Below are 21,647 nucleotides of genomic sequence, written 5' to 3'. Positions count from 1 at the left end.
CAGAGCGAGCATGAGCCTGATCGCTTCGGACAATTTCCGCATCGTTGTCGGCCTCGGCAAGAGCGGCATGTCGCTGGTGCGCTTCCTGGCGCGCCAGGGCGTGCCTTTCGCCGTGGCCGACACCCGCGAGAATCCGCCGGAGCTGGCCACCCTGCGCGCCCAGTACCCGCAGGTGGAAGTACGCTGCGGCGAGCTGGACGCCGGCTTCCTCTGCCGCGCGAGCGAGCTGTACGTCAGCCCCGGCCTGTCGCTGCGCACGCCGGCGCTGGTCGAGGCCGCCGCCCGCGGTGTGCGCCTGTCCGGCGACATCGACCTGTTCGCCCGTCACGCCAAGGCGCCGATCGTCGCCATCACCGGCTCCAACGCCAAGAGCACCGTGACCACCCTGGTCGGCGAGATGGCCGCGGCGGCCGGCAAACGCGTCGCCGTGGGCGGCAACCTGGGCACCCCAGCCCTGGACCTGTTGGCCGACGATGTCGAGCTGTACGTGCTGGAGCTGTCCAGCTTCCAGCTGGAGACCTGCGAACGCCTGGGCTCCGAGGTCGCCACCTGCCTGAACGTCAGCGAAGACCACATGGACCGCTACGACGGCATGGCCGACTACCACCTGGCCAAGCACCGCATCTTCCGCGGCGCGCGCCAGGTTGTGGTGAACCGCGCCGACGCCCTGAGCCGGCCGCTGATCGCCGACAACGTGCCGTGCTGGACCTTCGGCACCAACAAGCCCGACTTCAAGGCCTTCGGCCTGGTGGAAGAGGGCGGCGAGAAGCACCTGGCCTTCCAGTTCGAAACGCTGATGCCGGTGCGCGAACTGAAGATCCGCGGCGCCCACAATCAATCCAACGCCCTGGCCGCCCTGGCCCTGGGCCACGCCGTGGGCCTGCCGTTCGAGCCCATGCTGCAGGCCCTGCGCCGCTTCGCCGGCCTGGCCCACCGTTGCCAGTGGGTCGGCGAGCGCGCCGGGGTGAGCTTCTACGACGACTCCAAGGCCACCAACGTCGGCGCCGCGCTGGCCGCCATCGAGGGCCTGGGCGCCGACATCGACGGCAAGCTGGTGCTGCTCGCCGGCGGCGACGGCAAGGGCGCGGACTTCAGCGCCCTGCGCGAGCCGGTGGCGAAGTTCTGCCGCGCAGTGGTGCTGCTCGGCCGTGATGCCGAGCTGGTCGGCGCCGCGTTGAGCGACGAGACGCCGAAGGTGCGCGTGCAGACACTGGACGAAGCCGTGCGCAAGGCCGCCGAGCTAGCCAGGTCGGGCGATGCCGTGCTGCTGTCGCCGGCCTGCGCCAGCCTGGACATGTTCAAGAACTTCGAAGAGCGCGGCCGCCTGTTCGCCAGGGCCGTGGAGGAGATCGCCTGATGTTCTCCTTCCTGCGCCCATACCCGTCCCCGCTGATCAGCCGCAACGGCATCGATCTGGACTTCCCGCTGCTCGCCGGTTGCCTGGCGCTGCTCGGCCTGGGTCTGGTGATGGTGACCTCGGCGTCCTCGGAAGTGGCGGCGGCGCAGTCGGGCAACCCGCTGTACTTCTCGGTGCGCCACCTGATCTACCTGGCCATCGGCTTCGTCGCCTGCGGCGTGACCATGCTGACGCCGATGGAGACCTGGCAGCGCCACAGCTGGAAGCTGCTGGGCGTGGCCTTCCTGCTGCTGGTGGCGGTGATCACCCCCGGCGTCGGCCGCGAGGTCAACGGCTCCATGCGCTGGATCGGCTTCGGCCTGTTCAACATCCAGCCCTCGGAGATCGCCAAGGTCTTCGTGGTGGTGTTCATGGCCGGCTACCTGGTGCGCCGCCAGCATGAGGTGCGCGAGAGCTGGATCGGCTTCTTCAAGCCCTTCGCCGTGCTGCTGCCGTTCGCCGGCCTGCTGCTGCGCGAGCCGGACTTCGGCGCCACCGTGGTGATGATGGGCGCCGCGGCGGCCATGCTGTTCCTCGGCGGCGTCGGCCTGTTCCGCTTCGGCCTGATGGTGGCCCTGGCGGTGGGCGCGGTGGCCCTGCTGATCTGGACCCAGCCTTACCGGATGGCGCGCCTGACCAATTTCAGCGACCCCTGGGCCGACCAGTTCGGCGCCGGCTACCAGCTCAGCCAGGCGCTGATCGCCTTCGGCCGCGGCGGCTGGCTGGGCATGGGCCTGGGCAACAGCATCCAGAAGCAGTTCTACCTGCCCGAGGCGCACACCGACTTCGTGTTCGCCGTGCTGGCCGAGGAGCTGGGCATCGTCGGCGCCCTGGCCACCGTCGGCCTGTTCGTCTTCGTCGGCCTGCGCGCGCTCTACATCGGCATCTGGGCCGAGCAGGCCAAGCAGTACTTCTCCGCCTACGTGGCCTATGGCCTGGCGTTCCTGTGGATCGGCCAGTTCCTGATCAACGTCGGGGTGAACGTCGGCCTGCTGCCGACCAAGGGCCTGACCCTGCCGTTCCTCAGCTACGGCGGTTCCTCGCTGGTCATCTGCTGCGGCTGCCTGGGCATGCTGCTGCGCATCGAATGGGAGCGGCGCACCGCGGTGGGCAGCGAAGAGTACGAATTCACCGAGGAGGACTTTGCCGATGAAAGGTAACGTCCTCATCATGGCCGGCGGCACCGGCGGCCACGTGTTCCCGGCCCTGGCCTGCGCCCGCGAGTTCCAGGCCCGCGGCTACGCCGTGCATTGGCTCGGCACCCCGCGCGGCATCGAGAACGACCTGGTGCCCAAGGCTGGCCTGCCGCTGCACCTGATCAACGTCAGCGGCCTGCGCGGCAAGGGCCGCCTGGCCCTGCTGCGCGCGCCCTTCGACCTGCTCAAGTCGTTGTTCCAGGCCCTGGGCGTGGTGCGCAAGCTCAAGCCGGTCTGCGTGCTCGGCCTGGGCGGCTACGTCACCGGCCCCGGCGGCGTGGCGGCGAAGCTGAGCGGCGCGCCCCTGGTGATCCACGAACAGAACGCCGTCGCCGGCACCGCCAACCGTGGCCTGGCGCCGCTGGCCCGGCGCGTCTGCGAGGCCTTCCCGGACACCTTCCCGGCCAGCGCCAAGCGCCTGACCACCGGCAACCCGGTGCGCGCCGAGCTGTTCCTCGAGGCCGATGCCCGCGCCGATCTGGCCGGCCGCAAGGTCAACCTGCTGGTGCTGGGCGGCAGCCTGGGCGCCGAGCCGCTGAACAAGTTGCTGCCCGAGGCGCTGCGGCTGATCCCCGCCGAGCAGCGCCCGGCCATTCGCCACCAGGCCGGTCGTCAGCATGCCGAGGTCACCGCGGAGCGTTACGCCCAGGCCGGTGTCCAAGCTGACGTCGCTGCGTTCATCGGCGACATGGCCGCGGCCTACGCCTGGGCCGACCTGGTGATCTGCCGCGCCGGCGCCCTGACCGTCAGCGAGCTGACCGCCGCCGGCCTGCCGTCCTTCCTGGTGCCGCTGCCCCACGCGATCGACGACCACCAGACCCGCAATGCCGAATTCCTGGTACGGGAGGGCGCCGCCCGCCTGCTGCCGCAAAAGTCTACCGGCGCCGCCGACCTGGCCGCGCAGCTGTCCGAGGTATTGATGCATCCCGAATCCCTGAAGCAGATGGCCGCCAGCGCCCGGCGCCTGGCCATGCCCGAGGCTACCCGCACGGTAGTCGATGCCTGCCTGGAGGTGGCCCGTGGTTAAGGAACCCAACGGCATCACCCGCACCATGCGGCGCATCCGCCGCATCCACTTCGTCGGCATCGGCGGCGCGGGCATGTGCGGCATCGCCGAAGTGCTGCTGAACCTCGGCTACGAAGTGTCCGGTTCCGACCTCAAGGCCTCGGCTGTGACCGAGCGCCTGGAGAAGTTTGGCGCCCAGGTATTCATCGGCCACCGCGCGGAAAACGCCGACGGCGCCGACGTGCTGGTGGTTTCCAGCGCGGTGAACAAGGCCAACCCGGAAGTCGCCGCCGCCCTGGAGCGCCGCGTGCCGGTGGTGCCGCGCGCGGAAATGCTCGCCGAGCTGATGCGCTATCGCCACGGCATCGCCGTTGCCGGCACCCACGGCAAGACCACCACCACCAGCCTGATCGCCTCGGTGTTCGCCGCCGGTGGGCTGGACCCGACCTTCGTCATCGGCGGCCGTCTGAACGCCGCCGGCACCAACGCGCAGCTGGGCACCAGCCGCTACCTGGTGGCCGAGGCCGACGAGAGCGACGCCAGCTTCCTGCACCTGCAGCCGATGGTCGCCGTGGTCACCAACATCGACGCCGACCACATGGCCACCTACGGCGGCGACTTCAACAAGCTGAAGAAGACCTTCGTCGACTTCCTGCACAACCTGCCGTTCTACGGCTTGGCGGTGATGTGCGTGGACGATCCGGTGGTCCGCGAGATTCTCCCGCAGGTGGCGCGCCCGACCGTCACCTACGGCCTGAGCGAGGACGCCGACGTCCGCGCCATCAACATCCGCCAGGAAGGCATGCGCACCTACTTCACCGTGCTGCGCCCCGAGCGCGAGCCGCTGGACGTCTCGGTGAACATGCCCGGCCTGCACAACGTGCTGAACTCCCTGGCGACCATCGTCATTGCCACCGACGAGGGCATCTCCGACGAAGCCATCGTCCAGGGCCTGTCCGGTTTCCAGGGCGTGGGCCGGCGCTTCCAGGTCTACGGCGAACTGCAGGTCGACGGCGGCAGCGTGATGCTGGTCGACGACTACGGCCACCACCCGCGCGAAGTCGCGGCGGTGATCAAGGCCGTGCGCGGCGGCTGGCCGGAGCGTCGCCTGGTGATGGTCTACCAGCCGCACCGCTACACCCGCACCCGCGACCTCTACGAAGACTTCGTGCAGGTGCTCGGCGAGGCCAACGTGCTGCTGCTGATGGAGGTCTACCCGGCCGGCGAGGAGCCGATCCCCGGCGCCGACAGCCGCCAGCTGTGCCACAGCATCCGCCAGCGCGGCCAGCTCGACCCGATCTACCTGGAGCGCGACGGCGACCTCGCCGCGCTGCTCAAGCCGCTGCTGCGCGCCGGCGACATCCTGCTCTGCCAGGGCGCCGGCGACATCGGCGGCCTGGCCCCGGCGCTGATCAAGAACCCGATGTTCGGCGGCGACGCCCCGAGGAAGGCGTGATGAACGACGCACTCAAATCCACCCTCGAGCCCCGCGCCTTCGGCCGCGTCGCCGTGCTCTACGGCGGCAAGAGCGCCGAGCGCGAGGTCTCGCTGAAATCCGGCGGCATGGTCCTCAAGGCCCTGCAGGACGCCGGGGTGGACGCCTTCGGCATCGACGTGGGCGACGACCTGCTGCAGCGCCTGCTGAGCGAGAAGATCGACCGCGCCTTCATCATCCTCCACGGCCGTGGCGGCGAGGACGGCAGCATGCAGGGCCTGCTGGAAGTCGCCGGCATCCCCTACACCGGCAGCGGCGTGCTGGCTTCGGCGCTGGCCATGGACAAGCTGCGCACCAAGCGCGTGTGGCTGAGCCTGGGCCTGCCGACGCCGGCCTACGCGGTGCTGGCCAGCGCGGACGACTGCCGCCGCGCCGCGACGGAACTGGGCTTCCCGCTGATCGTCAAACCGGCCCATGAAGGTTCCAGCATCGGCATGGCCAAGGTCGACGGCGTGGACGCGCTGATCGCCGCCTGGCGCAGCGCCGCCGAATACGACTCGCAAGTGCTGGTCGAGCAGTGGATCAGCGGCCCCGAGTTCACCGTGGCCACCCTGCGCGGCCAGGTGCTGCCGGCCATCGGCCTGGGCACTCCGCACAGCTTCTACGACTATGACGCCAAGTACCTGGCCAGTGACACCCAGTACCGCATCCCCTGCGGCCTGAGCCCCGAGAAGGAGCGCGAGCTGCAGGACCTGTGCGCCCGCGCCTGCGAGGCGCTGGGCATCCAGGGCTGGGGGCGGACCGACGTGATGCAGGACGCCGAGGGGCGTTTCTGGCTGCTCGAAGTCAACACCGCACCGGGCATGACCGACCACAGCCTGGTGCCCATGGCCGCGCGCGCGGCCGGCCTGGATTTCCAGCAACTGGTGCTGGCGATCCTCGCCGACAGCGTCGAGGCAAGGGGGTAAGACCATGAACGGCGCGATGCTCCGCCACTCGCAACCCGGTATCGGCCGCGCACCCGCGCGCAAGCCGGTGCCGCGCGGCGCCAGCCGCCTGGTGGCGAAGGAGCCGATCAGCGCTCGCCTGCCCAGGCCCAGCTTCGGCTTCCTGCGCATCCTGATGTGGCCGGTGCTGCTGGCCGTGCTGGGCTTCGGCGCCTACCAGGGCGCGCAGTACGTGCTGCCCTACGCCGACCGCCCGATCGCCAAGATCAGCGTCGAAGGCGACCTCAGCTACATCAGCCAGCAGGCGGTGCAGCAGCGCATCGCGCCGTTCGTCTCGGCCAGCTTCTTCACCATCGACCTGGCCGGCATGCGCCAGGAGCTGGAGCAGATGCCCTGGATCGCCCACGCCGAAGTCCGCCGCGTCTGGCCGGACCAGGTGGTGATCCATCTGGAGGAACAGCTGCCGGTGGCCCGCTGGGGCGACGAGGCGCTGCTGAACAACCAGGGCCAGGCCTTCGCGCCCCACGAGGTGTCGCACTACGAGCACCTGCCGCGCCTGTCCGGGCCGCAGTTCGCCCAGCAGAAGGTGATGCAGCAGTACCAGATCCTCAGCCAACTGCTGCGGCCCCTGGGCTTCACCATCGCCAGCCTGGAGATGAGCTCGCGCGGCGCCTGGACCCTGGACACCGCCCAGGGCGTGCGGATCGTCCTGGGCCGCGACCACACGGTCGAACAGATCCGCCGTTTCGTGACCATCTACGAAAAGGCCCTGAAAGAACAGATATCGAAGATTGCGCGCATCGACATGCGCTACCCCAACGGCCTGGCCGTGGCGTGGCGCGACCCGCTGCCGCAGACGGACGTGGCCCAGGCCGCGCCCGCGCAGTGATTTGAGGAGACAGCAATAAACATGGCAAGCGTGCAGAGCGGCAAGATGGTCGTCGGCCTGGACATCGGCACCTCCAAGGTGGTGGCGCTGGTGGGCGAGGTCGCGGCCGACGGCAAGCTGGAGATCGTCGGGATCGGCACCCATCCGTCGCGCGGCCTGAAGAAGGGCGTGGTGGTGAACATCGAGTCCACCGTGCAGTCCATCCAGCGCGCCATCGACGAGGCGCAGCAGATGGCCGGCTGCCGGATCCACTCGGCCTTCGTCGGCATCGCCGGCAACCACATCCGCAGCCTGAATTCCCACGGCATCGTGGCGATCCGCGACCGCGAGGTCAGCCCGGCCGACATCGACCGCGTGCTCGACGCCGCCCAGGCCGTGGCGATCCCGGCCGACCAGCGGGTGCTGCACACCCTGGCGCAGGACTACGTGATCGACAACCAGGAAGGCGTGCGCGAGCCGCTGGGCATGTCCGGCGTGCGCCTGGAAGCCAAGGTGCACGTGGTGACCTGCGCGGTGAACGCCGCGCAGAACATCGAGAAGTGCGTGCGCCGCTGCGGCCTGGAAGTCGACGACATCATCCTCGAGCAACTGGCCTCGGCCTACTCGGTGATCACCGAGGACGAGAAGGAACTGGGCGTGTGCCTGGTGGACGTCGGCGGCGGCACCACCGACATCGCCATCTTCACCGAAGGCGCCATCCGCCATACGGCGGTGATCCCGATCGCCGGCGACCAGGTCACCAACGACATCGCCATGGCCCTGCGCACGCCCACGCAGTACGCCGAGGAAATCAAGATCCGCTACGCCTGCGCACTGGCCAAGCTGGCCGGCGCAGGCGAAACCATCAAGGTGCCCAGCGTCGGCGACCGGCCGCCGCGGGAGCTGTCGCGCCAGGCCCTGGCCGAGGTCGTGGAGCCGCGTTACGACGAGCTCTTCACCCTGGTCCAGGCCGAGCTGCGCCGCAGCGGCTACGAGGACCTGATCCCGGCCGGGATCGTCCTGACCGGCGGCACCGCCAAGATGGAAGGCGCCGTGGAGCTGGCCGAAGAGATCTTCCACATGCCGGTGCGTCTGGGCGTGCCGCATGGCGTCAAGGGGCTGACCGACGTCGTGCGCAATCCTATCTATTCCACTGGCGTGGGCCTGCTCATGTATGGCCTGCAGAAGCAGTCCGACGGCATCTCCATGTCCGGCGGCAGCAGCTTCAGCGATGAACCCAAGACACCTGTTCTGGAACGGCTCAAACGCTGGGTCCAGGGCAATTTCTGATTTACCGGCGCGGTAAAACGTAGGCGACACAACTAGAAAGGAAGGAGAGGGGAAAATGTTCGAACTCGTCGATAACGTCCCACAAACGGCAGTAATCAAAGTCATCGGTGTCGGTGGTGGCGGCGGCAACGCCGTGAACCACATGGCCAAGAACAACGTCGACGGCGTGGAATTCATCTGCGCCAACACCGACGCCCAGGCGCTGAAGAACATCGCAGCGCGCACCGTGCTGCAGCTCGGCCCGGGCGTGACCAAGGGCCTGGGCGCCGGCGCCAACCCTGAAGTCGGCCGCCAGGCCGCGATCGAGGATCGCGAGCGCATCGCCGAGGTGCTGGAAGGCGCCGACATGGTCTTCATCACCACCGGCATGGGTGGCGGCACCGGTACCGGTGCGGCGCCGATCATCGCCGAGGTGGCCAAGGAAATGGGCATCCTGACCGTTGCAGTGGTCACCCGTCCGTTCCCGTTCGAAGGCCGCAAGCGCATGCAGATCGCCGACGAGGGCATCCGCTCCCTGGCGGAAAGCGTCGACTCGCTGATCACCATCCCCAACGAGAAGCTGCTGACCATCCTCGGCAAGGACGCCAGCCTCTTGGCCGCCTTCGCCAAGGCGGACGACGTGCTGGCCGGCGCCGTGCGCGGCATCTCCGACATCATCAAGCGTCCGGGCATGATCAACGTCGACTTCGCCGACGTGAAGACCGTGATGAGCGAGATGGGCATGGCCATGATGGGCACCGGCGCCGCCAGCGGCCCGAACCGCGCCCGCGAGGCCACCGAGGCGGCGATCCGCAACCCGCTGCTGGAGGACGTCAACCTGCAGGGCGCGCGCGGCATCCTGGTGAACATCACCGCCGGTCCCGACCTGTCCCTGGGCGAGTACTCCGACGTGGGCAACATCATCGAGCAGTTCGCTTCCGAGCACGCCACCGTCAAGGTGGGCACCGTGATCGATCCGGACATGCGCGACGAGCTGCACGTCACCGTGGTCGCCACCGGCCTGGGCGCACGCCTGGAAAAACCGGTCAAGGTGGTCGACAACACCGTGCAGACCCAGGCGGTCAGCAGCCAGGCTCCGGTACAGCGCGAGCAGCAATCGGTGAACTACCGCGACCTGGACCGCCCGACCGTGATGCGCAACCAGGCGCACGGCAGCGCGGCCACCGCGGCCAAGCTCAACCCGCAGGACGACCTGGACTACCTGGATATCCCGGCATTCCTGCGTCGCCAGGCCGATTGAGGCAATTTATCAGGAGTATGAATGTGATTGGTGTTCAGCAAAGGGCGGTTCTGCTATCATCGCCGCCCATTGTTGACAACAGTTCGCAACTTGCGCGAAAGCGGCCAAAGCCATGATCAGACAACGCACCTTGAAGAACATCATCCGGGCCACCGGCGTCGGTCTGCACTCGGGGGAGAAGGTCTACCTCACCCTGAAGCCGGCTCCGGTGGACAGCGGTATCGTGTTCGTCCGTACCGACCTCGACCCGGTGGTGGAAATCCCGGCTCGGGCCTCGAACGTCGGCGAGACCACCATGTCGACCACCCTGGTCAAGGGTGACGTCAAAGTGGATACGGTGGAGCATCTGCTCTCGGCCATGGCTGGCCTGGGCATCGACAACGCCTATGTCGAGCTGTCCGCCTCGGAAGTGCCGATCATGGACGGCAGCGCGGGGCCCTTCGTATTCCTGATCCAATCCGCCGGCCTGCAGGAGCAGGAGGCGGCCAAGAAGTTCATCCGCATCAAGCGTGAAGTGACCGTGGAAGAGGGCGACAAGCGCGCCACTTTCGTTCCCTTCGACGGCTTCAAGGTGAGCTTCGAGATCGATTTCGATCACCCGGTCTTCCGTGGTCGCACCCAGAAGGCGACGGTGGACTTCTCCAGCACTTCCTTCGTCAAGGAAGTCAGCCGTGCGCGGACCTTCGGGTTCATGCGCGACATCGAGTACCTGCGTTCGCAGAACCTGGCGCTCGGTGGCAGCGTGGAGAACGCCATCGTGGTCGACGAGTATCGCGTGCTCAACGAAGACGGCCTTCGTTACGAGGACGAGTTCGTCAAGCACAAGATCCTGGACGCCATCGGTGACCTGTACCTGCTTGGTAACAGCCTTATCGGCGAGTTCCGCGGCTTCAAGTCCGGCCATGCCCTGAACAACCGCCTGCTCCGCGCACTCATCGCGGACAAGGAGGCCTGGGAAGTGGTCACCTTCGAAGACGCGAGCACCGCGCCGATTTCCTACATGCGGCCCGCTGCGGCCGTTTGAGGAAACCTCCTCCTTTCAAGCTGTACATATTGAAGGCCACCCTCGGGTGGCCTTTTTTTAGGTTCTTCGCGGAGTCTGGGGAAAGAGCGGATTGACAGTCAGGGAAGCGGGTAGATTGGCAGTCGCCAAACGAACCAACCCCCACCCCCTGCTGTCGCCGTGCATCCTATTGATCTTGCTGCTTTCTGGCCAGGCTACGAAGTCATCGCCTGCCACCCATCTGCCGACAGCACCCTGCTGATCGAGCTCAAGCCTCACGCCAGCGCTGTCCCCAAATGCGGGCGCTGCGGTCAGGCCAGTCCATTAATCCACGAACGGCGGATTCGCCGGGTGCGTGATCGCGATCTGTTCGACCAGCGCGTCCTGCTCCAACTGCCGGTGCGCCGCGTCGACTGCCTGCGCTGTGGTCGGGTGACCGAGCGGATCGACTGGCTGGAGCCAGCGTCGCGCTTGACCCAGCGCTTGCGCATCTGGCTCGAGGCTTTGCTGCAATTACTGCCCATCAGTCACGTCAGTCGCCTCGTCGGTCTGCATTGGCACACGCTCAAGCAGCTCGACAAACGTCGTCTAGAGGCCGCAGTCGGTGCTTTCGAGCCGGGTGACGTTCGCCGTCTGGTGATGGACGAGTTCGCTCTTCACAAAGGACATCGTTACGCCACCGTGATCATGGATGCGCAGCGGACACGCGTGCTGTGGGTCGGGCATGGCAACAGCCGCGAGGCGATTCAGCCGTTCTTCGAACTGCTCGGTGAGCGCTGCCAGCAAATCGAGGCCGTGGCGATGGACATGAACACCGCCTTCGATCTGGAAGTAAAACAGCATTGCCCCCGTGCCGAAGTGGTCTACGACCTATTCCACGTGGTGGCTCGCTATGGCCGGGAGGTGATCGACCGCATCCGTGTCGATCAGGCCAACGCGCTACGCCAGGACAAAGCGGCACGCAAGGTAATCAAGCAGAGTCGTTGGTTGCTGCTGCGCAATCGCGAAAACCTCAAGGATCAGCAAGCCGTGCAGTTGCAGGAAATCCTCGAGGCCAACCAGCCACTGGCCACGGTCTACGTGCTCAAGGATACGCTCAAGGAAATCTGGTACGCCCCCAGCGTGCGGGAGGGTTGGCGCCGCTGGCGGGACTGGTTGCGCCACGCCAGGGACAGTGGCCTGGCCCCGCTGCAACGCTTCGCTCGCAATCTGCGCAAATACGTCCGAGGCATCCTGGCCAGCGCTCGCTTCCCCATGCACACCAGCCTGCTGGAAGGGGTAAACAACCGCATCAAGGTGATCAAGCGCATGGCCTATGGCTTCAGGGACTCCGCCTACTTTTTCCTGAAAATCAAGGCCGCCTTCCCCGGGAAAGCGCGATGAACCTTTTTTTATGCGCGCGAAATGGCGCGGGCAGGAGGCTTGGAGTTTGGAGGGGGAAAGTTCTCACGAGTTCATCGGCAAGAGCCGACGAGGGACGTTATGGGACCAGTGGTAGGCGAGCGGTTCAGTCTTCGCGCGGGCGGCTGCGGCTGGCCAGGCGTTCCAGCGCCGCGCGCAGGCGCGGGTTGGCGATGCCCTCGGCGGCTTCCTGCAGAGCCTCGGCGGCGGCGGGGGAGAGCTGGTGGGTGCGCACCGGCGCCTGGCGCTCGACCTGGGGCTGGACCTTGAACAGGATGTGCTGCAGCCCGGCGAACTCGTCGAACATCTGCAACTGGCGCAGCAGGCGCTTCTGCTGGTAGCGCAGGCGCGTGGCCCAGTGCGCGTCGGTGAGCACCAGCAGCAGGTTGCCACCGCGCCAGGAGGCGACCCTGCAGTGCGGGCGCGCGGCCGGCTGCAACTGGCTGTCGAGCAGCTGTTGCAACTGGGCGAGGCGCTGGGCCTCGTTGAACAGCGACTGCAGCGGCTTGGCTTCGCGCAGCAGCTTGGTGGTGGCCTGTGCGGGCAGCGGGCGGAACGCCATGGTGAAAATTCCGGGGTTGTTGAGCGCCGATGGTATCAGAATGCGGTCATCGCCGGCCGTCGCGCCGACGCCCGCCGACGTCGAGCCTTGAACTTTGCCTGCGCGACACAATATAAAGCAGGCGGACTGCCAGTCCTCCCCCGAGTTCCTGCCGGGCAATGTGCGCGCATGGAAAGTCCCCGGCATGACCTGGGCACTTCTTTCGTTCACGTTTCCGAGTAGAATGCCCCCTTTGCCGTCGATGCAAGCCGCGGCCAGCCAGTCGGGCAGCCCTCCATTCCCCAAGTTCGGATGACCCAGTCGATATGTTTGCGCCTTTGTTGAAAAAACTCTTTGGAAGCAAGAACGAGCGCGAAGTGAAGCGCATGGCCAAGCAGGTCCAGGCCATCAATGCGCTCGAACCACAGATGGTGGCGCTTTCCGATGAGCAACTGAAGGCCAAGACCGAAGAGTTCAAGGCGCGCGTGGCCAAGGGCGAAAGCCTCGACGAGCTCCTCCCTGAAGCCTTCGCCGTGTGCCGCGAGGCGGGCAAGCGGGTGATGGGCATGCGCCACTTCGACGTCCAGCTGATCGGCGGCATGACCTTGCACGAGGGCAAGATCGCCGAGATGCGCACCGGTGAGGGCAAGACCCTGGTGGGCACCCTGGCGGTGTACCTGAACGCGCTGTCCGGCAAGGGCGTGCACGTGGTCACCGTGAACGACTACCTGGCCCGCCGCGACGCCAACTGGATGCGTCCGCTGTACGAGTTCCTCGGCCTCTCGGTGGGCATCGTCACGCCCTTCCAGCCGCCGGAGGAGAAGCGCGCGGCCTACGCCTCGGACATCACCTACGGCACCAACAACGAATTCGGCTTCGACTACCTGCGCGACAACATGGCCTTCAGCCTGCAGGACAAGTTCCAGCGCGAGCTGAACTTCGCCGTGGTCGACGAAGTGGACTCCATCCTCATCGACGAGGCACGGACCCCGCTGATCATCTCCGGCCAGGCCGAAGACAGCTCCGAGCTGTACATCAAGATCAACAAGCTGATCCCGCGCCTGAAGCGCCACATCGAGGAAGTCGAGGGTCAGGTGACCCAGCAGGGCCACTACAGCATCGACGAGAAGACCCGCCAGGTCGAACTCAACGAGCAGGGCCACGCCTACGTCGAGGAACTGCTGAGCCAGGCCGGCCTGCTCGGCGAGGGCGAGAGCCTCTACTCGGCGCACAACCTCAGCCTGCTGACCCACGTCTACGCCGCGCTGCGCGCCCACACCCTGTTCCACCGCAACGTCGAGTACATCGTCCAGGGCGACCAGGTCCTGCTGATCGACGAGCACACCGGCCGCACCATGCCCGGCCGCCGCCTCTCCGAAGGCCTGCACCAGGCCATCGAGGCCAAGGAAAACCTGCCGATCCAGGCCGAGAGCCAGACCCTGGCCTCTACCACCTTCCAGAACTACTTCCGCCTCTACGCCAAGCTGTCCGGCATGACCGGCACCGCCGACACCGAGGCCTTCGAGTTCCGCCAGATCTACGGCCTGGACGTGGTGGTGATCCCGACCCACCGCCCGGTCGCCCGTAAGGACTTCAACGACCTGGTCTACCTGACCCAGGAAGAGAAGTACGCCGCGATCATCACCGACATCCAGCAGAGCCAGGCCCTGGGCCGGCCGATCCTGGTCGGTACCGCGTCCATCGAGACCTCCGAGTACGTGTCCAAGCTGTTGGAGCAGGCCGGCATCGAGCACAAGGTGCTCAACGCCAAGTACCACGAGAAGGAAGCCGAGATCATCGCGCAGGCCGGTGCGCCGGGCTCGGTGACCATCGCCACCAACATGGCCGGCCGTGGTACCGACATCCTCCTGGGCGGCAACTGGGAAGCCGAGATCGCCAGCCTGGAGAACCCCAGCGACGAGCAGATCGCCCAGATCAAGGCCGAGTGGCAGAAGCGCCACCAGCAGGTGATCGAGTCCGGCGGCCTGCACGTGATCGCCTCCGAGCGCCACGAATCCCGCCGCATCGACAACCAGCTGCGGGGCCGTTCCGGCCGCCAGGGCGACCCGGGCTCCAGCCGCTTCTACCTGTCGCTGGAAGACAACCTGATGCGCATCTTCGCCTCCGACCGGGTGAAGAACTTCATGAAGGCCCTGGGCATGCAGCCGGGCGAGGCCATCGAACACCGCATGGTCAGCAACGCCATCGAGAAGGCGCAGCGCAAGGTCGAAGGCCGCAACTTCGACATCCGCAAGCAACTGCTCGAGTTCGACGACGTGGCCAACGAGCAGCGCAAGGTGATCTACCACATGCGCAACAGCCTGCTGGCCGCGGAGAACATCGGCGACACCATCGCCGAGTTCCGCGAGGAAGTGCTGAACAACACCATCAGCCAGCACATCCCGCCGCAGTCGCTGCCCGAGCAGTGGGACATCGCCGGCCTGGAAGCCGCGCTGTACAGCGACTTCGGCCTGAAGCTGCCGGTCCAGCAGTGGCTGGACGACGACGAGAAGCTCTACGAGGAGACCCTGCGCGAGAAGATCCTCGCCGAGCTGGTCGCCGCCTACAACGAGAAGGAAGACCTGGCCGGCGCCGAGGCCCTGCGCACCTTCGAGAAGCAGATGCTGCTGCGCGTGCTGGACGACCTGTGGAAGGACCACCTGTCCACCATGGACCACCTGCGCCACGGCATCCACCTGCGCGGCTACGCGCAGAAGAACCCGAAGCAGGAGTACAAGCGCGAGTCCTTCAACCTGTTCCAGGAGCTGCTGGATTCGATCAAGCGCGACACCATCCGCGTGCTGTCCTTCGTCCAGGTCCGCCGCGAGGACCCGGCCGAGGAAGAGGCGCGCCTGCGCCGCGAAGCCGAGGAAATGGCCAAGCGCATGCAGTTCCAGCACGCCGAGGCGCCGCCCATCGACCAGGCCCCCGATGCCGAGGAAGGCGAAGAGGGCGAGCAGGGCCCGGCTCAGGTCGTGCCGCTGGAGCCGGTGCGCGCCGAGCCGAAGATCGGCCGCAACGAACTGTGCCCCTGCGGTTCCGGCAAGAAGTACAAGCATTGCCACGGCCAGGTGAACTGATCCGCCTGCCGTCGTAACCCCCGACGCCGCGACCGGCCCTGCCGCTCGCGGCGTTTTTCACATTCGATCCACCCTTTTTCCTGAGGAGCACATCCATGGCTGTCGGTCTCGGCCCCATCTCCACCCTGCACCTGGTCCCCGGCTTCGAACTCGGCATCGCTTCCGCCGGCATCAAGCGCCCCGGTCGCAAGGACGTCGTGGTGATGCGCTGCGCCGAAGGCTCCACCGTGGCGGGTGTGTTCACCACCAACGCCTTCTGCGCCGCGCCCGTGCTGCTGTGCAAGCAGCGCTTCCTCGGGCCGGTGCGCTACCTGGTGACCAACACCGGCAACGCCAACGCCGGCACCGGCGAGCCGGGCCTGGCCAACGCCTCGGCGGTATGCGCCAAGCTGGCCGAGCTGGCCGGCGTGGACGAAAGCCAGGTGCTGCCGTACTCCACCGGGGTGATCGGCGAACCGCTGCCGGTGGCCAAGATCGAAGCCGCGCTGCCGGCCGCCCTGGCCGCCCTGGGCCCGGACAACTGGGCCGAGGCCGCCGCCGGCATCATGACCACCGACACCCTGCCCAAGGGCGCCAGCCGCCAGTTCGTGCACGACGGCGTGACCGTCACCGTAACCGGCATCAGCAAGGGCGCCGGCATGATCAAGCCGAACATGGCCACCATGCTCGGCTACATCGCCACCGATGCCAAGGTCGCCCAGGGCGTGCTGCAGGACCTGCTGCGCGACGCGGCGAACAAGTCGTTCAACCGCATCACCATCGACGGCGACACCTCCACCAACGACAGCTGCACCCTGGTCGCCACCGGCCAGGCCGCGCTGCCGGAGATCACCCAGGCCAGCGGCGCGCTGTTCAGCGCCCTGAAGCAGGCGGTGATCGAGGTGTCCATGGAGCTGGCCCAGGCTATCGTCCGCGACGGCGAGGGCGCCACCAAGTTCGTCACCGTGCAGGTCAACGGCGGCGGCACCCACCAGGAGTGCCTGGACGTCGGCTACGCCGTGGCCCACTCGCCGCTGATCAAGACCGCGCTGTTCGCCTCCGACCCGAACTGGGGCCGCATCCTGGCCGCGGTCGGCTACGCCGGCGTGCCGAACCTGGACGTCAGCAGGATCGACGTCTTCCTCGACGAAGTCTGCATCGCCAGCCGTGGCTGCCGCGCCGCCAGCTACACCGAGGACCAGGGCGCGCGGGTAATGGCCCAGGAAGAGATCACCATCCGCATCGAGCTGGGCCGCGGCGACTGCAGCGAGACCATCTGGACCACCGACCTGTCCCACGAGTACGTGAAGATCAACGCGGAATATCGGACCTGACAGCGGCGGCAGGCTTCAGGCGGCAGGCTGCAGGCAGGAGCGAAGCGCCGGCCCCCCTGTAGGAGCGAGCTTGCTCGCGAACAAGCCCCGCTGCGGAATCCGTTCGCGAGCAAGAGCTAGGCGCCCCCCTCGCTCCTACGAAAAGCCCGCTACGCTCTTCGCCTGTAGCCTGTAGCCTGTAGCCTGTAGCCTGTAGCCTTCAGCCGGCGCGAGGAACGAGCGATGAAACTGGTCATTGGCAGCAAGAACCTGTCGTCCTGGTCGTTGCGTGGCTGGCTGGCCATGCAACTGACCGGCGCGGAATTCGAAGAAGTGCTGATCCCGCTGGGCGGCGTCGACACCGCGCGGCGCATCCGCGAGCACTCGCCCACCGGCAAGGTGCCGGTGCTCAAGTGCGAGGACGGGGTGATCTGGGATTCCCTGGCGATCGCCGAATACCTGGCCGAACGCTTCCCCGAGGCGCACCTGTGGCCGCGCGGCGAGGCGGCCCGGGCGCTGGCGCGGTCGATCTGCGCGGAGATGCACAGCGGCTTCCTCGCCCTGCGCTCGCACATGCCCATGGACCTGCAGCGGCACAAGCCGCTGGCCAAGGTGCCGCCCGAAGTGGAAACCGACATCGCCCGCGTCATCGAGCTGTGGACCCTGTGCCGCCAGGGCTTCGGCCAGGACGGGCCGTTCCTGTTCGGCCACGCCAGCATCGCCGACGCCTTCTACGCGCCGGTGGCCACGCGCCTGCGCAGCTACGCCGTGGAGCTGCCGCCGCTGGCCAAGGCCTACGTGGACACCATCTACCAGTGGGCGGCCTTCCAGCCCTGGCTGCAGGCCGCGCTGGCCGAGCGCCCCTGAGCGCCGGCAACCGACGAGGAGTAATGCTGTGAAACGAGTACATGTCGCCGCCGCCGTGATCCGTGGCGCCGATGGCCGCGTGCTGATCGCCCGGCGCCCGGACGACAAGCACCAGGGCGGCCTGTGGGAATTCCCCGGCGGCAAGGTGGAGGAGGGCGAGCCGGTGCAGGCCGCGCTGGCCCGCGAGCTGGAAGAGGAGCTGGGCATCCGCGTCGAGCGCGCCCGGCCGCTGATCCGCGTGGCCCACGACTACCCGGACAAGCAGGTGCTGCTGGACGTCTGGGAGGTCTCGGCGTTCTCCGGCGAACCCCATGGCGCCGAAGGCCAGCCGCTGGCCTGGGTGGCTCCCCGGGAGCTGCCTGACTACGAATTCCCCGCCGCCAACCGGCCCATCGTGCAGGCCGCGCGGCTGCCCGAGCGCTACCTGATCACCCCCGACGGCCTGGAGCCGCAGGAAGTCCTGCAGGGCATTCGCGCCGCCGTGGCTGAGGGCGTACGCCTGATCCAGCTGCGCGCGCCGAACATGTACAGCCCGGAGTACCGCGACATGGCGGTGGACGCCGTCGGGCTGTGCGCGGGCAAGGCGCAGCTGATGCTCAAGGGCCCATTGGAATGGCTGGGCGACTTTCCCGCCGCCGGCTGGCACCTGACCGCCGAGCAACTGCGCAAGTACGCCCCCAACGGCCGCCCGTTCCCCCAGGAGCGCCTGCTGGCGGCGTCTTGCCACGGCGCTGAGGAGCTGGCGCTGGCCAGTGCGATGGGCGTGGACTTCGTCACCCTGTCGCCGGTGCAGCCGACCGAGAGCCATCCGGGCGAACCGGCAATGGGTTGGGACGTGGCGCAGAAATTGGTGGAAGGCTTCAACCAGCCGGTATTCCTGCTCGGCGGCCTGGGCCCGCAGGACCTGGAACGCGCCTGGCAGATAGGCGCCCAGGGCGTGGCGGGCATCCGCGCGCTCTGGCCGAAGGCCGGGGCGTAGGCCGGAGCAGCCAGGCCGTACCGAGGTGCTCTTCGTAGGAGCGAGCTTGCTCGCGAATGAGCCCCGTAGCGGTTCCTGTTCGCGAGCAAGCTCGCTCCTACGAAAAGCCGTGCTCCCCAGCAACGTAGGAGCGGACCTTGTCCGCGATAGCCGGACGTATCGGCGCGGATCGCGGATGAGATCCGCTCCTACGCTGCCCCACCCATGCCATTCCCATTGTAGGAGCGCGCCCTGCGCGCGATTCGCGGGCAAGGCCCGCTCCTACAGTTTCGCCGTGAGGCATGGCGTTTCCCCGTAGGAGCGGACTCTGTCCGCGATAGCCGGAGGTATCGGCGCGATTCGCGGATGAGATCCGCTCCTACGCTGCCCCACTCATGCCATTCCCATTGTAGGAGCGCGCCCTGCGCGCGAATCGCGGGCAGGGCCCGCTCCTACAGTTTGTTTCAGGCGGGCTTTTCCGCCGCCTTCCACAGCACTTCGGCGACGCCCTGGCGCTTGGCGGCCATGCGGGCCGCCACGAACAGCAGGTCCGACAGCCGGTTCAGGTAGCGCAGCCCGGCGCCTTCCAGCGGCTCCTCGGCGTTGAGCTGCTGGCAGCGGCGCTCGGCCTTGCGCGCCAGGGCGCGGCATACGTGGATCTGCGCCACCAGCCGGGAGCCGCCGGGGAGGATGAAGTCCTTCAGCGGTTCCAGTTCCTCGTTCCAGGCGTCGATGGCCTGCTCCAGGCGCGCCACCTCGTGGTCGTCCAGGGCGCGGTATTCCGGCATCGCCAGTTCGCCGCCGAGGTCGAACAGGCGGTGTTGCACCGGCGCCAGCACCGTCAGCAACTGGTCCAGCGCGGCGCTGCGGGCTTCCTGCAGGTCGGCCAGCAGCAGCCCCAGCTGGCTGTTCAGCTCGTCCACGCAGCCGATGGCTTCGATCCGCGGGTGGTGTTTCGGCACCCGGCTGCCGTCGGCCAGGCCGGTCTCGCCGGCGTCGCCCGTGCGGGTGTAGATCTTCGACAGGCGATAGCCCATGCCTCAGAGCTCCTTGTTCTGCGGGGGCGGCAGCGCCACCGGCGCCACGGGCTCGTCGCCCAGCGGCAGGCGCAGGGTGAAGCAGGTGCCCTGGCCGAGTTCCGATTGCACTTCCATCTGCCCCTTATGGTTGTTGGTGATGATGAAATACGACACCGACAGGCCCAGGCCGGTGCCCTGGCCCACTTCCTTGGTGGTGAAGAAGGGCTCGAAGATGCGCTTGCGCACCGTCTCCGGCATGCCGCAGCCGTTGTCTTCCACCTGCACTTCCGCCCACGGCGGGTTGAGCCGGGTGCGCAGGACGATGCGGCCGTGCTCGCCTTCCTCTTCGTCGTCGCGCAGGTGGATGGCCTGGGCAGCGTTCTTCAGCAGGTTGAGCAGCACCTGCTCGAATTCGTTGGCGATGACCGGCACCGGGCCCAGGCGCGGATCGAACTCGTGGACGATCTCCAGCGACTTGAAGTCGAAGCCGCCGGCCAGGTCGAAGTCGTTGCCGGCGATCTCCACCGCCTGCTCGATCAGCGAGGGCAGTTCGCAGGGAGCCATCTGCCGGTGGCTGCGGCGGCTGAAGGCGAGCATGTGGGTGACGATCTTGGCGGCGCGCGAGCCGGCGTACTGGATGCCGTCCATCAGCTTGGGAATCTCCCGCGCCTCCAGGTAGTGGTTGAGGTCGTCCAGGGCGACGCCCACCTCGGCCGCCACTTCCAGGTTCTTCGGCAGTTCCGGCGACAGCCGCCGGCGAATGTTCTGCGCGTTGTGCAGGATGGCCCCCAGCGGGTTGTTGATCTCGTGGGCCATGCCGGCGGCCAGGCCGCCCACCGAGAGCATCTTCTCCGACTGCACCATCAGCTCTTCCATGCCCAGGCGCTCGGTGATGTCGTCGATGCGGATCACCGCGCCGCGGCCGGTGCCGCCCATCAGCGGGTAGAAGGTCAGTGCGTAGTGGCGCGGCGAGTCGATCAATGCCCAGGTGACGCGCTCGACGCGCTCCACCTTGTGCTGCTCGGCGGCGCGGGTGAGCTGCAGCAGGAAGGGCTTGAGCGAAGGGAAGGCGAGGAACACCGGCTGGTTCACCGCATCGTCCAGGCTGGTGCCGGAAAGCCGGCTGGCCTCCTGGTTCCACTGGGTGACGTAGAGCTGCTCGTCCACCGCGATCAGCGCCGAGGGCATGGAGTCGATGATGCTGTTGAGGTAGTGCTGGAAGCCGGTGAGCTTCTTCTCGATCTTGCTGCGCACCTGCACTTCCAGCTCCAGCTTGCGGTTGGAGCGGCGGGTTTCCTCGGCCAGGTCCTGGGCCTGGGCCATGGCGTCCTGGGCGTCGTCGCGGGCGCGCTTGAGCTGCTGCTCGCGGGCCTCGATGCGGGTGAGCATGGTGTTGAAGGCGTCGGACAGGCGGCCGATCTCGTCGGCGTTGCCGCGTTCGGCGCGCAGCGAATAGTTTTCCTCGCGGGTAACCTGGCGCGACAGCTCTTCCAGGCTGCGGATCGGCCGGGTGATCAGGCGGCGGATCTGCCGGGCGATCAGCATCCACAGCAGCACGCTGACGGCCAGGATCGCCAGGCTGGCGGTGAGGGTGCCGGTGTAGAAGGCGCCGGGCAGCTCGCTGCTGGCCACCAGCAGCAGGTAGCCGTTGCGCCCGCCGGGCTGCGGCAGTTCGAACAGGGCGTTGAGGCGGTATTCGTGGGCGCGCCAGCGTTCCAGGTCCTCCAGATGCCTGGGCAGCGAGCCTTCCCGGGGCGACTGGGCGATGCGCGTGCCGTTGGCGTCGTAGAGCGCGGCGGCGCGCAACGGCTGGTAGTCGTCGAGCTGGTGCAGCAGGGTATCGGCCTGCTCCGGGGAACTCAGCGCCGGGTAGCTGAGCGCCGGGTTGGCGATCAGCCGGCCGATGGTCTGCAGGGCCTGGGGCGCCACGCTGTCCTGGGAGATCCAGTAGGCCGCGCTGATGAACGCCAGGTTGGCCGCCAGCAACACGGTGGCCAGCAGCACCAGCAGGGCGGCGAGGATCTTCTGGCCGACCGGCAGGTTTTCCAGGCGCTGGCGCAGGTTGATGAAGGACGGCATAGGGGCTCGGCGATCGAAAGCGGGGGCGG

The 21,647-nt window shown here is 67.6% G+C and carries 17 protein-coding genes; 14 read left to right on the top strand and 3 right to left on the bottom strand.

The features are described from left to right. Nucleotides 1-10 precede the first annotated feature (10 nt). The 10 genes from murD (at nucleotide 11) to M8R19_RS10165 (ending at nucleotide 11,764) form a co-directional block, all read left to right on the top strand. Nucleotides 11-1,357, top strand: a complete 1,347-nt coding sequence (gene murD, locus M8R19_RS10210; RefSeq protein ID WP_249917734.1) for a UDP-N-acetylmuramoyl-L-alanine--D-glutamate ligase — start codon at nucleotides 11-13, stop codon at nucleotides 1,355-1,357. Further along, the gene (gene ftsW, locus M8R19_RS10205; protein ID WP_043272374.1) at nucleotides 1,357-2,556 is read left to right on the top strand and encodes a putative lipid II flippase FtsW; all 1,200 of its coding nucleotides are present in this window, start codon (nucleotides 1,357-1,359) and stop codon (nucleotides 2,554-2,556) included. Before murD ends, ftsW begins: the two co-directional genes overlap by 1 nt. Continuing rightward, nucleotides 2,546-3,619 (top strand): undecaprenyldiphospho-muramoylpentapeptide beta-N-acetylglucosaminyltransferase, encoded by a 1,074-nt coding sequence (gene murG / locus M8R19_RS10200; RefSeq protein ID WP_249917733.1) that lies wholly within the window; start codon nucleotides 2,546-2,548, stop codon nucleotides 3,617-3,619. Before ftsW ends, murG begins: the two co-directional genes overlap by 11 nt. After that, entirely contained in the window at nucleotides 3,612-5,054 is a 1,443-nt protein-coding gene (gene murC / locus M8R19_RS10195) for a UDP-N-acetylmuramate--L-alanine ligase (protein ID WP_074977777.1), read from the top strand. The genes murG and murC overlap by 8 nt, the downstream gene beginning before the upstream one ends. Further along, the gene (locus M8R19_RS10190; protein ID WP_249917732.1) at nucleotides 5,054-6,001 is read left to right on the top strand and encodes a D-alanine--D-alanine ligase; all 948 of its coding nucleotides are present in this window, start codon (nucleotides 5,054-5,056) and stop codon (nucleotides 5,999-6,001) included. Before murC ends, M8R19_RS10190 begins: the two co-directional genes overlap by 1 nt. Before the next feature lie 4 nt (nucleotides 6,002-6,005). Beyond that, nucleotides 6,006-6,869 (top strand): cell division protein FtsQ/DivIB, encoded by an 864-nt coding sequence (locus tag M8R19_RS10185; RefSeq protein ID WP_249917731.1) that lies wholly within the window; start codon nucleotides 6,006-6,008, stop codon nucleotides 6,867-6,869. A 21-nt stretch (nucleotides 6,870-6,890) separates the two neighbouring features. Beyond that, a complete protein-coding gene (gene ftsA / locus M8R19_RS10180; RefSeq protein ID WP_074977786.1) occupies nucleotides 6,891-8,138 on the top strand; it encodes a cell division protein FtsA in 1,248 nt (415 codons plus the stop codon). A gap of 55 nt (nucleotides 8,139-8,193) precedes the next feature. Then, nucleotides 8,194-9,378 carry a cell division protein FtsZ gene (gene ftsZ, locus M8R19_RS10175; protein WP_009617925.1) on the top strand — a complete coding sequence of 395 codons (1,185 nt, stop codon included), beginning with the start codon at nucleotides 8,194-8,196 and terminating at the stop codon, nucleotides 9,376-9,378. A gap of 112 nt (nucleotides 9,379-9,490) precedes the next feature. Continuing rightward, nucleotides 9,491-10,402: a UDP-3-O-acyl-N-acetylglucosamine deacetylase gene (lpxC, locus tag M8R19_RS10170; RefSeq protein WP_009617927.1), complete on the top strand. Its 912-nt coding sequence runs from the start codon at nucleotides 9,491-9,493 to the stop codon at nucleotides 10,400-10,402. Nucleotides 10,403-10,561: 159 nt separating this feature from the next. After that, nucleotides 10,562-11,764: an ISL3 family transposase gene (locus tag M8R19_RS10165; protein WP_249916914.1), complete on the top strand. Its 1,203-nt coding sequence runs from the start codon at nucleotides 10,562-10,564 to the stop codon at nucleotides 11,762-11,764. A 124-nt stretch (nucleotides 11,765-11,888) separates the two neighbouring features. On the opposite strand, the gene M8R19_RS10160 is transcribed toward M8R19_RS10165, so the two are convergent. Next, nucleotides 11,889-12,344, bottom strand: coding sequence for a DciA family protein (locus M8R19_RS10160; protein WP_009617929.1), 456 nt, complete (start codon nucleotides 12,342-12,344; stop codon nucleotides 11,889-11,891). A gap of 305 nt (nucleotides 12,345-12,649) precedes the next feature. Between M8R19_RS10160 and secA the strand changes: the two genes are divergently transcribed. The 4 genes from secA (at nucleotide 12,650) to M8R19_RS10140 (ending at nucleotide 18,541) form a co-directional block, all read left to right on the top strand. Beyond that, nucleotides 12,650-15,403, top strand: coding sequence for a preprotein translocase subunit SecA (gene secA, locus M8R19_RS10155; protein WP_074977788.1), 2,754 nt, complete (start codon nucleotides 12,650-12,652; stop codon nucleotides 15,401-15,403). A gap of 95 nt (nucleotides 15,404-15,498) precedes the next feature. Further along, nucleotides 15,499-16,716 (top strand): bifunctional glutamate N-acetyltransferase/amino-acid acetyltransferase ArgJ, encoded by a 1,218-nt coding sequence (argJ, locus tag M8R19_RS10150; RefSeq protein WP_249917730.1) that lies wholly within the window; start codon nucleotides 15,499-15,501, stop codon nucleotides 16,714-16,716. 222 nt (nucleotides 16,717-16,938) lie between these two features. Beyond that, a complete protein-coding gene (locus M8R19_RS10145) occupies nucleotides 16,939-17,562 on the top strand; it encodes a glutathione S-transferase family protein (RefSeq protein WP_009617934.1) in 624 nt (207 codons plus the stop codon). A 28-nt stretch (nucleotides 17,563-17,590) separates the two neighbouring features. Continuing rightward, a complete protein-coding gene (locus tag M8R19_RS10140; RefSeq protein WP_249917729.1) occupies nucleotides 17,591-18,541 on the top strand; it encodes a Nudix family hydrolase in 951 nt (316 codons plus the stop codon). Between the two features lie 443 nt (nucleotides 18,542-18,984). Here the strand turns inward: M8R19_RS10140 and M8R19_RS10135 are convergent, their stop codons facing one another. Continuing rightward, the gene (locus M8R19_RS10135) at nucleotides 18,985-19,557 is read right to left on the bottom strand and encodes a cob(I)yrinic acid a,c-diamide adenosyltransferase (protein WP_074977793.1); all 573 of its coding nucleotides are present in this window, start codon (nucleotides 19,555-19,557) and stop codon (nucleotides 18,985-18,987) included. Between the two features lie 3 nt (nucleotides 19,558-19,560). Further along, the gene (locus M8R19_RS10130; RefSeq protein WP_249920154.1) at nucleotides 19,561-21,606 is read right to left on the bottom strand and encodes a sensor histidine kinase; all 2,046 of its coding nucleotides are present in this window, start codon (nucleotides 21,604-21,606) and stop codon (nucleotides 19,561-19,563) included. Nucleotides 21,607-21,647: the final 41 nt, after the last annotated feature.

This window comes from Pseudomonas sp. R3.Fl (assembly GCF_023516765.1).
Classification (GTDB): domain Bacteria; phylum Pseudomonadota; class Gammaproteobacteria; order Pseudomonadales; family Pseudomonadaceae; genus Pseudomonas; species Pseudomonas citronellolis.
This window is presented reverse-complemented; position numbering and strand designations above follow the sequence as displayed.

Excerpts from the sequence above, each read along its gene's own strand:
- murD (WP_249917734.1), top strand. The coding sequence starts at position 11 with ATGAGCCTGATCGCTTCGGACAATTTCCGCATCGTTGTCGGCCTCGGC.
- ftsW (WP_043272374.1), top strand. The coding sequence starts at position 1,357 with ATGTTCTCCTTCCTGCGCCCATACCCGTCCCCGCTGATCAGCCGCAAC.
- murG (WP_249917733.1), top strand. The coding sequence starts at position 2,546 with ATGAAAGGTAACGTCCTCATCATGGCCGGCGGCACCGGCGGCCACGTG.
- M8R19_RS10190 (WP_249917732.1), top strand. The coding sequence starts at position 5,054 with ATGAACGACGCACTCAAATCCACCCTCGAGCCCCGCGCCTTCGGCCGC.
- M8R19_RS10185 (WP_249917731.1), top strand. The coding sequence starts at position 6,006 with ATGAACGGCGCGATGCTCCGCCACTCGCAACCCGGTATCGGCCGCGCA.
- ftsA (WP_074977786.1), top strand. The coding sequence starts at position 6,891 with ATGGCAAGCGTGCAGAGCGGCAAGATGGTCGTCGGCCTGGACATCGGC.
- ftsZ (WP_009617925.1), top strand. The coding sequence starts at position 8,194 with ATGTTCGAACTCGTCGATAACGTCCCACAAACGGCAGTAATCAAAGTC.
- lpxC (WP_009617927.1), top strand. The coding sequence starts at position 9,491 with ATGATCAGACAACGCACCTTGAAGAACATCATCCGGGCCACCGGCGTC.
- M8R19_RS10160 (WP_009617929.1), bottom strand. The coding sequence starts at position 12,344 with ATGGCGTTCCGCCCGCTGCCCGCACAGGCCACCACCAAGCTGCTGCGC.
- secA (WP_074977788.1), top strand. The coding sequence starts at position 12,650 with ATGTTTGCGCCTTTGTTGAAAAAACTCTTTGGAAGCAAGAACGAGCGC.
- argJ (WP_249917730.1), top strand. The coding sequence starts at position 15,499 with ATGGCTGTCGGTCTCGGCCCCATCTCCACCCTGCACCTGGTCCCCGGC.
- M8R19_RS10145 (WP_009617934.1), top strand. The coding sequence starts at position 16,939 with ATGAAACTGGTCATTGGCAGCAAGAACCTGTCGTCCTGGTCGTTGCGT.
- M8R19_RS10135 (WP_074977793.1), bottom strand. The coding sequence starts at position 19,557 with ATGGGCTATCGCCTGTCGAAGATCTACACCCGCACGGGCGACGCCGGC.